Origin of the sequence: Pseudomonas sp. OG7 (assembly GCF_014192825.1) — a bacterium.
GTDB lineage: Bacteria > Pseudomonadota > Gammaproteobacteria > Pseudomonadales > Pseudomonadaceae > Aquipseudomonas > Aquipseudomonas monteilii.
Map to the genome: position 1 here is coordinate 325,653 of NZ_JACHYK010000009.1, position 8,639 is coordinate 334,291.

9 protein-coding genes are annotated in these 8,639 nt (G+C 61.8%); 3 read left to right on the plus strand and 6 right to left on the minus strand.

Annotated features, from left to right (window positions below):
* Positions 1–9: 9 nt before the first annotated feature.
* The 4 genes from FHW75_RS22430 to hemJ form a co-directional block, all read right to left on the minus strand.
* The gene (locus tag FHW75_RS22430; RefSeq protein ID WP_003255518.1) at positions 10–348 is read right to left on the minus strand and encodes a histidine triad nucleotide-binding protein; all 339 of its coding nucleotides are present in this window, start codon (positions 346–348) and stop codon (positions 10–12) included.
* 63 nt (positions 349–411) lie between these two features.
* Entirely contained in the window at positions 412–1,194 is a 783-nt protein-coding gene (locus FHW75_RS22435; protein ID WP_016715795.1) for an SDR family oxidoreductase, read from the minus strand.
* A 67-nt stretch (positions 1,195–1,261) separates the two neighbouring features.
* Entirely contained in the window at positions 1,262–2,218 is a 957-nt protein-coding gene (locus FHW75_RS22440) for a nitronate monooxygenase family protein (protein WP_025754020.1), read from the minus strand.
* A 28-nt stretch (positions 2,219–2,246) separates the two neighbouring features.
* The gene (gene hemJ, locus FHW75_RS22445) at positions 2,247–2,672 is read right to left on the minus strand and encodes a protoporphyrinogen oxidase HemJ (protein ID WP_016715797.1); all 426 of its coding nucleotides are present in this window, start codon (positions 2,670–2,672) and stop codon (positions 2,247–2,249) included.
* A gap of 142 nt (positions 2,673–2,814) precedes the next feature.
* On the opposite strand from hemJ, the gene argC reads away from it, so the two are divergent.
* Both argC and erpA read left to right on the plus strand, forming a co-directional pair.
* The gene (argC, locus tag FHW75_RS22450; protein WP_084297291.1) at positions 2,815–3,849 is read left to right on the plus strand and encodes an N-acetyl-gamma-glutamyl-phosphate reductase; all 1,035 of its coding nucleotides are present in this window, start codon (positions 2,815–2,817) and stop codon (positions 3,847–3,849) included.
* Positions 3,850–3,995: 146 nt separating this feature from the next.
* Positions 3,996–4,346: an iron-sulfur cluster insertion protein ErpA gene (gene erpA / locus FHW75_RS22455; RefSeq protein ID WP_003255511.1), complete on the plus strand. Its 351-nt coding sequence runs from the start codon at positions 3,996–3,998 to the stop codon at positions 4,344–4,346.
* 59 nt (positions 4,347–4,405) lie between these two features.
* Here erpA and FHW75_RS22460 read toward each other — a convergent pair whose 3' ends face one another.
* Together FHW75_RS22460 and FHW75_RS22465 are read right to left on the minus strand one after the other, a co-directional pair.
* Complete coding sequence (locus tag FHW75_RS22460) at positions 4,406–5,497, minus strand: anhydro-N-acetylmuramic acid kinase (RefSeq protein WP_025754019.1); 1,092 nt, start codon at positions 5,495–5,497, stop codon at positions 4,406–4,408.
* Positions 5,498–5,500: 3 nt separating this feature from the next.
* A complete protein-coding gene (locus FHW75_RS22465; RefSeq protein WP_019097613.1) occupies positions 5,501–6,922 on the minus strand; it encodes a peptidoglycan DD-metalloendopeptidase family protein in 1,422 nt (473 codons plus the stop codon).
* Between the two features lie 213 nt (positions 6,923–7,135).
* Here FHW75_RS22465 and tyrS point away from each other — a divergent pair, with 213 nt between their 5' ends.
* A complete protein-coding gene (tyrS, locus tag FHW75_RS22470; protein ID WP_016715801.1) occupies positions 7,136–8,335 on the plus strand; it encodes a tyrosine--tRNA ligase in 1,200 nt (399 codons plus the stop codon).
* Positions 8,336–8,639 lie beyond the last annotated feature (304 nt).

Sequence of the window (8,639 nt, forward strand, 5' to 3'; positions counted from 1 at the left end):
TGCCGTGGATCAGCCCGGTGGCCAGTTCATCTGGCGCTGGCCAAGCACATGCATATGGATGTGGTAGACAGTCTGGCCGCCTTTCGGGTTGCAGTTCATGACCACGCGGAAACCTTCCTCGCAGCCTTGCTCGACTGCCAGACGCTGGGCAGTGAACAGGATGTGGCCAGCCAGAGCCTTGTCTTCTTCGGTCAGGTCATTCAGCGTGCGGATGTGCTTTTTCGGGATGACCAGAAAATGTACCGGTGCCGCGGGTGCAATGTCCTTGAAGGCCAGGATCTGGTCGTCTTCGTAGATGATATCCGCCGGGATTTCCCGGTTGATGATTTTGAGGAAAAGATCGTCCACAGCACTTGCTCCATGGTGAGGGTCGGGCCGAGTGTACTCAGCCGGGCGCCGCTCGCCCAGTGGCTATTCCATGCCGACCGGGCAATAGCGGCGGTGGATGGCCCCGGCGAGCTTGCGCAGCAGCCAGCGTGGCAGCAGGCGTGGGGCAAATGCCAGCCAGCGGTTGCGCCGGCCGGGCAGGATCAGTGCGCGGTTCTTGTCCAGCGCACGAACGGTGTACAACGCCACTTCCTCGGGGCTCAGGCAGCGTGGTTTGCCATCGAGCCGCGGTATGCGTCGGCGTGAGGAGCGGACCGGGCCGGGGCATAGCACCGAAACCTTGATGCCGGTGCGCTTGAGTTCTTCGCGCAGGGCCTGGGAAAAACTCAGTACATACGCCTTGCTGGCAGCATAGGCTGCCATCCATGGGCCAGGGGCGACCCCGGCCAGGCCCGCGACGTTGAGGATCTGCCCGCCGCCCTGTACGGCCATCAGGTTGCCGATCGCGTGACACAGGCGGCTCAGGGCCAGTACGTTGACCTCCAGCAGGTCCTGCTCGTCGGCCCACTCATGGGCCAGGAACGGCCCGTAGGTACGCAGGCCGGCGCAGTTCACGAGCAGGTCGATACGCCGCTCGCCTTCTTCCAGCTCCAGCACGAAGCCAGACAGGCGTAGCGGCTGGCTGAGGTCGCAGGCGCGAAACAGTACCTCGACACCAAAGCGTTGGGTCAGCTCGATGGCTACCGGTTCCAGCGTTTCTCGCTGGCGTGCCACCAGGATCAGGTTGCGCCCGCGCCGTGCCAGGGCTTCCGCCAGGGCCAGGCCCAGGCCGCTGGAAGCACCGGTGATCATGGCGTAACGGGTCATGCAAGGCTCCTGGGGCCGGAAGAGGGCGCCTAGTGTACAGCTTGGCCAGGCAAGGTGTTGCCTTTTGCTACAAGGTGCGGGCGCGCAGGGCCTGGCAGCGTTCCAGTGCCTCCCGGTACTCGCTGTGCAGGCGCTCGATCAGGGCGCGGGCACTGGGCAGGTCGTCTATACCACCGACGCCCTGGCCCGCCGACCAGACGGTCTTCCAGGCTTTGGCTTCGTCGTCGATCGGTTTGAGCTTGCCCTGTTCATGGCTGCTCTTGAGGGCATTCATGTCATAGCCGGCCTGCTCCAGGCTCGGGCGCAGGAAGCTGGCAGGGATGCCGGATACTGCCGGTGTGTGGATGATGTCTGCCGCGTGGGCGCTCAGCAGCATCTGCTTGTAGGCGTTCTGGGCGTGGCTTTCTGCCGTGGCGATGAAGCGCGTGCCCATGTAGGCCAGGTCAGCGCCCAATAGTTGCGCAGCCAGGATCTCATGGCCGTGGTTCATGCAGCCGGCCAGCAGCAGGGTCTTGTCGAAGAACTGGCGAATCTCCGCAGCCAGGGCGAACGGGCTCCAGGTGCCGGCATGGCCACCCGCACCAGCGGCGACAGCGATCAACCCGTCCACGCCTGCTTCAGCAGCTTTTTCGGCGTGGCGGCGGGTGGTGACATCGTGGAACACCAGCCCACCGTATCCGTGCACCGCATCGACCACCTCCTTCACTGCGCCAAGGCTGGTAATGACGATTGGTACGCGGTGCTCTACGCACAAGGCCAGGTCGGCCTGCAGGCGCGGGTTGGTCGGGTGAACGATCAGGTTGACCGCGTAGGGCGCGGGTGTCTGAAGTTGTGCCAAGCCTGCCTCGATCTCTTCCAGCCACGCCTTGAAGCCGGCGCTGTCACGCTGGTTCAGGGCCGGAAAGCTGCCCACCACGCCGTTGGCGCAGCAGGCCAGCACCAGTCGGGGGTTGGAGATCAGGAACATCGGTGCGGCAACCACGGGCAGGCGCAGGCGTTGTTCGAGCGAGGCGGGTAGCGACATGGCAAAGCTCCTTGTGCGGGTGGCTATGTCAGAACGGTTTGACCACCACCAGAATTACGATACCCAGCAGGAACAGCACGGGTACTTCGTTGAACCAGCGATAGTAGACGTGGCTGCGGGTGTTGTTGCCGCTGGCGAAGCGTTTGCGCTGGGCGCCACACATGTGATGGTAGCCGGTCAGCAGGATGACCAGGGTCAGCTTGGCATGCAGCCAGCCCTGGCTCAGCCAGCCTGGGGTGAGGTACAGCATCCACGCGCCGAACACGTAGGTGGCGATCATCGCCGGGTTCATGATGCCGCGGTACAGCTTGCGCTCCATGGTCACGAAGCGGTCCTGGCTGATGCTGTCTTGGCTTTGGGCGTGGTAGACGAACAGCCTGGGCAGGTAGAAAAGGCCGGCGAACCAGCAAACCACGCTGACGATATGCAGCGCTTTGATCCATAGGTAGAGCATGGAGGGAGTTCCTTCAGGTATTCACGGTCGTCAGATAGTAGTGGTCAAGCGCCCGAAGGGTCACCCGAAGAGTTGTTACAGGCGCCTTGCGCCCCTATTATCGTGCGCTTTCCAGACGGCTCGTTGATAAGGGGCAAGCGTTATGATCAAGGTCGGTATCGTCGGCGGCACGGGTTACACCGGCGTCGAACTGTTGCGTCTGCTGGCACAGCATCCACAGGCCGAAGTGGCGGTCATCACTTCGCGCTCCGAGGCGGGTGTGGCGGTGGCGGACATGTACCCGAACCTGCGCGGCCACTATGACGGGCTGGCGTTCAGCGTGCCGGACAGCAAGACCCTGTCTGCCTGTGACGTGGTGTTCTTCGCCACCCCGCACGGTGTCGCCCATGCACTGGCCGGTGAACTGCTGGCAGCCGGCACCAAGGTGATCGACCTGTCGGCCGACTTCCGCCTGCAGGATGCCACCGAATGGGGCAAGTGGTACGGCCAGCCGCACGGTGCTCCAGAGCTGCTCAAGGACGCGGTGTACGGCCTGCCTGAGGTCAACCGCGAGAAAATCCGCCAGGCGCGCCTGATTGCAGTGCCGGGTTGCTACCCGACCGCCACCCAGCTGGGCTTCCTGCCGCTGCTGGAAGCGGGCCTGGCCGACCCGTCGCGGCTGATCGCCGACTGCAAGTCGGGTGTCAGCGGTGCTGGCCGTGGTGCGGCAGTGGGTTCGCTGTTCTGCGAAGCCGGCGAAAGCATGAAGGCCTACGCGGTCAAGGGCCATCGCCACCTGCCGGAAATCAGCCAGGGCCTGCGCCTGGCCGCTGGCAAGGACATCGGCCTGACCTTCGTGCCGCACCTGACGCCGATGATCCGTGGTATCCACGCCACCCTGTACGCAAATGTCGTCGATACCTCGGTCGACCTGCAGGCGCTGTTCGAGAAGCGCTACGCCGATGAGCCGTTCGTCGACGTGATGCCAGCGGGCAGCCACCCGGAAACCCGTAGCGTGCGCGGCGCCAACGTCTGCCGCATTGCGGTTCACCGCCCGCAGGGTGGTGACCTGGTGGTGGTGCTGTCGGTGATCGACAACCTGGTCAAGGGCGCGTCGGGCCAGGCGGTACAGAACCTGAACATCCTGTTCGGCCTGGATGAGCGCATGGGCTTGTCCCACGCTGGCTTGCTGCCGTAAGCATCCTTGCTTTGAAAAGGCCCGCGTCGTGCGGGCCTTTTTGTATGTCGCGACTAAAGCCGCACAATTCTTGACCGATTTTCTCGGGAAAGCGGATAATGCGCGTCATCGAGTTTTAAGACGGCTACCGCGCCGGGAGAATCAACATGAGCGTCGAAACCTTCACCCCTACCGGTCTGGAATTCACCCATGGGGCAGCCCAGAAAGTGAAGAACCTGGTCAATGAGGAAGGCAATGAACGTCTGAAGTTGCGGGTGTTCGTGACCGGTGGCGGTTGCTCGGGCTTCCAGTACGGCTTCACTTTCGATGAGGATGTGGCCGAAGACGACACCATCGTCGAGCGTGAGGGCGTGTCGCTGGTGGTCGACCCAATGAGCTTCCAGTACCTGGCCGGCGCCGAAGTGGATTACCAGGAAGGCCTGGAAGGCTCGCGTTTCGTGATCAAGAACCCGAATGCCGCCACCACTTGCGGTTGCGGGTCTTCGTTCTCGATCTGAGGCCTGGCCCTATGAAAACGCCGCGCAATTGCGCGGCGTTTTGCTTTCTGGCGTAGCGGTTAGGCCGGGTAGATTGCGCCCAGTATGCGCAGGCCCTTGGCGGCAGTGACGCTGGGGCGGTTGGCGGGGATGCCTTCCAGGCAGCAATGGGCCAGCCAGGCAAAAGCCATGGCTTCTACCCAGTCAGGGTCAACGCCGTGAGTGCCAGTGCTGGTGACGCGGGCTTCAGGTAACAACTGGCCGAGGCGGGCCATCAGTGCACCGTTGCGTGCGCCGCCACCACATACCAGCAGTGCTTCGGTGCCTTGTTGGGCATTGACCAGTGAGTCGATGATGCTGCGTGCGGTCAGCTCAAGCAGTGTCGCCTGTACATCCTCATCGCGGTAGGCAGGCAGGCGGGCCACGTGGCCATCCAGCCAAGCCAGGTTGAACACCTCGCGGCCCGTGCTCTTCGGGCCGCTACCGGCGAAGAACGGGTCGGCCAGCAATGCGTTGAGCAAGCCGGCCTGCACCACTCCAGACGCTGCCCAGGCACCATCGGCATCATAGGCCTGGCCGTGCTTGCGCTCGATCCAGGCATCCAGCAACACGTTACCGGGGCCGCAGTCGAAACCGTGGACTGGCTTGTCTTGCTCGATCAGGCTGAGGTTGCTGAAACCGCCCACGTTCAAGACTGCCAGATGCTTGCCGAGATGGCCGAAAAGGGTTTCGTGGAAGGCCGGCACCAGCGGCGCACCTTGACCACCGGCAGCCACATCGCGCCGGCGAAAGTCGGCGACCACGCTGATGCCGGTAAGCTCGGCGAGCAGTGCCGGGTTACCGATCTGAACGGTAAAGCCGCGCGCAGGCTCGTGGCGAATGGTCTGGCCGTGGCTGCCGATGGCGCGGATGGCATCGGCCTGCAGGCCCTGGCGAGCCAGCAGTTGGCGGATGCCTTCGCCTGCCAGGGTGGCCCAGCGATTTTCCGCCAGTGCCGCACGAGCGATCTCGTCAGGGCCGCTGCTACATAGCGCAAGCAGTTCCTGGCGCAGGTCGCCGGGCATGGGCAGGTAATGGGTGGCGAGCAGTTCAGGCTGCTCGCCTTGTTCGATCAGGGCGATGTCCAGGCCATCGAGGCTGGTGCCGGACATTACCCCCAAGTAGAGCGCCATGGCTTAGCGCTTGTTCGCTGCGAGCAGGGTGGCCTTTTCCTGATCCATGCGGGCGATCAGCGGCTGACTCTGCTGCAGGAAGCGCTGGCGCTCGTTCTTGGCGATCGGGTCGGCCATCGGAACCTTCTGGCTCAGCGGGTCGACGTGCACGCCATTGACCTGGAACTCGTAGTGCAGGTGTGGCCCGGTGGACAGGCCAGTGGTGCCGATGTAACCAATGATCTGACCCTGCTTCACGGTGCTGCCGGTCTTGATGCCTTTGGCAAAGCCCTGCATGTGGCCGTATAGCGTCTTGTAACGGTTGCCGTGCTGGATGATCACGGTGTTGCCGTAACCGCCACGGCGCCCGGCCAGTTCGATGCGGCCGTCACCCGCTGCCTTGATTGGCGTACCGCGTGGGGCGGCGTAGTCGACGCCTTTGTGGGCACGGATCTTGTTCAGGATCGGGTGCTTGCGGCCGGCGGAAAAGCGCGAGCTGATGCGGGCAAAGTCCACCGGGGTACGGATGAATGCCTTGCGCAGACTGTTGCCGTCGGCGGTGTAGTAGGTAGTGTTGCCCTGCTTGTTGGTGTAGCGCACGGCAGTGTAGGTTTTGCCCCGGTTGGTGAAGCGGGCGGACAGGATATTGCCGGTGCCGACGACCTTGCCGTCCATCACCTTCTGCTCGTAGACCACGTCGAATTCATCGCCTGGGCGAATATCCTGGGCGAAGTCGATGTCGTAACCCAGCACGCGGGCCATGTCCATGGTCATGCTGTGAGACAGGCCGGCGCGCTGGGCCGAAGCCGACAGCGAGCTTTTGATCACGCCATGGGCATAGGCGGTACGCACGACCGGCTTGCTGATTTCACGGTTGAAGGTATAGCCCTTGGCGGTTTTGGTCAGGCGAATGGTTTCGAGGTTGCTGACTTTGCTGTGCAGGCTGGCCAGCTGGCCGTCCTTGTCGAGTTCGAACTGCAGCACCTGGCCGTGCTTGAGCTGGCTGAACTGCTTGGCCTGCTTGTTGCTGGCCAGCAGGTCATGCACTGCATTGGCCGGCAGGCCAACCTTGGCAAAAAGGGTGGACAGCGTGTCGCCACGGGCCACGGTGACTTCGCGGTGGCCAGGTTCCTTGGCTGCTTCGGCGACCGGCTCGTCGGCAGGGGCTTGCTGTTCGGCCTTCTGTGTCTCGGGGGGAGTGTCTTCGATCTGGGCGAAGGGCGAGCCTTGCTCATCTTGTGCCTGCACCAGAGGCGCAGCGCGGGATTCGTCTTTCAATTGCTCGGCAGGGCTTTCCAGCTCGAGGTTGAGGGTGGTTTTCTTGGCTTCCACTTCGCTGGAGGGAAATACCAGCAAAGCCAGGCTGAGCAGGGCGGCGATGCCGCTGGCGGCCAACAGATGGCTCTTCGGATAAAGCGGGGGCGCTTTAGGCGGTTCGTTGGTCATGGGCAAGGTGACTTTGAAAAAGGTGAAATGGAAAAGATGAATGACATGATGAAGATGAAATAACTGTATAAAATATAACCAAATCCATTTTCACGCAAGGGCGCGTAGACGCCGCAACCCCGTGTTCGGGTCACATTCCTTTGCGAAACTTGTAATTGACGGCCGATCTTGTATGGTTGGCTCCCCCTGAATCTGAGCCTTGCGGGTTTGTCTATGAAGTCGGTTGAAGAGCAGCTTGCGCTTATCAAGCGCGGTGCGGAAGAAGTACTGGTCGAGTCGGAACTGGTGGAGAAGCTCAAGCGCGGCCAACCTCTGCGCATCAAGGCCGGCTTCGACCCGACCGCGCCCGACCTGCACCTTGGCCACACGGTGCTGATCAACAAGCTGCGCCAGTTCCAGGAGCTGGGCCATCAGGTCATCTTCCTGATCGGTGACTTCACCGGCATGATCGGTGACCCGAGCGGCAAGAGCGCCACGCGCCCGCCGCTGACCCGTGAACAGGTGCTGGACAATGCTGAGACCTATAAGCAGCAGGTGTTCAAGATTCTCGACCCGGCCAAGACCGAGGTCGCGTTCAACTCTACCTGGATGGACAAGCTGACCCCGGCCGACTTCATTCGCCTGGCGTCGCAGTACACCGTGGCGCGCATGCTGGAGCGCGACGACTTCGACAAGCGCTATACCACCAACCAGCCAATTGCCATTCACGAGTTCCTTTATCCGCTGGTGCAAGGCTATGACTCGGTGGCGCTGAAGGCGGACGTCGAGCTGGGTGGTACCGACCAGAAGTTCAACTTGTTGATGGGGCGCGAGCTGCAGCGCGCCTATGGCCAGGAAGCGCAGAACATCGTGACCATGCCGCTGCTCGAAGGGCTCGATGGCGTGAAGAAGATGTCCAAGTCGCTGGGCAACTATGTCGGCATCCAGGAAGCGCCGGGCGTGATGTACAGCAAGCTGGTATCGATCCCGGATACCTTGATGTGGCGCTACTTCGAGCTGCTGAGCTTCCGTTCGATGGAAGAGATCGAGCAGTTCCGTGCCGATGTCGCCAACGGTGCCAACCCGCGTGACATCAAGATCAAGCTGGCTGAAGAGATTGTGGCGCGCTTCCATGGTGAAGAGGCTGCAGCCAATGCTCACCGTGCTGCGGGTAATCGCATGAAGGAAGGTGAGCTGCCTGAAGATCTGCCGGAGATCGAAGTGGCTGCGGCCGAAGACTTGCCAATTGCTGCCGTGCTGAACCGGGCTGGCCTGGTGAAGAACTCGGCACAGGCGCGGGACCTGCTGAGTGGTGGTGCGGTGAAGGTTGATGGCGCAGTGGTCGACAAGGACTTCATCTTTGTTCTCGGTGCCACTCACGTGTGCCAGGCGGGCAAGAAGTCGTTTGGCCGGGTTACTCTCAAGGCTGAGTGATCGTCTGATGGTGTAGCTATATAGAAGCGGGGAGGCCGGCAGGCCTCCCCGCTTTGTTTTTCCGCAATATTAAGGTTTCTTGAAATTAAGGGTTGACGCGCTTTTGAATCCCCTTATAATGCGCCCCACTTCCAGCGACATCGGAACGAAAAACTCTTTGATATTCAATGAGTTAAATAGTTAAGGTGGTGTTGAAAGGGCTACGATCAAATGATCGCAAGCGGTTGAAATGGTGGTTGACAGCGGTTTTAAACGCTGTATGATTCGCCTCCCGCTACGAGAGATCGCAGCGAGCCAAGTGTTT

What these genes read in the sequence shown, in the direction of transcription:
- erpA (WP_003255511.1), top strand. Translation starts at nt 3,996, where the DNA reads ATGAGCGTCGAAACCTTCACCCCTACCGGTCTGGAATTCACCCATGGG.
- FHW75_RS22435 (WP_016715795.1), bottom strand. Translation starts at nt 1,194, where the DNA reads ATGACCCGTTACGCCATGATCACCGGTGCTTCCAGCGGCCTGGGCCTG.
- tyrS (WP_016715801.1), top strand. Translation starts at nt 7,136, where the DNA reads ATGAAGTCGGTTGAAGAGCAGCTTGCGCTTATCAAGCGCGGTGCGGAA.
- FHW75_RS22440 (WP_025754020.1), bottom strand. Translation starts at nt 2,218, where the DNA reads ATGTCGCTACCCGCCTCGCTCGAACAACGCCTGCGCCTGCCCGTGGTT.
- FHW75_RS22460 (WP_025754019.1), bottom strand. Translation starts at nt 5,497, where the DNA reads ATGGCGCTCTACTTGGGGGTAATGTCCGGCACCAGCCTCGATGGCCTG.
- hemJ (WP_016715797.1), bottom strand. Translation starts at nt 2,672, where the DNA reads ATGCTCTACCTATGGATCAAAGCGCTGCATATCGTCAGCGTGGTTTGC.
- argC (WP_084297291.1), top strand. Translation starts at nt 2,815, where the DNA reads ATGATCAAGGTCGGTATCGTCGGCGGCACGGGTTACACCGGCGTCGAA.
- FHW75_RS22465 (WP_019097613.1), bottom strand. Translation starts at nt 6,922, where the DNA reads ATGACCAACGAACCGCCTAAAGCGCCCCCGCTTTATCCGAAGAGCCAT.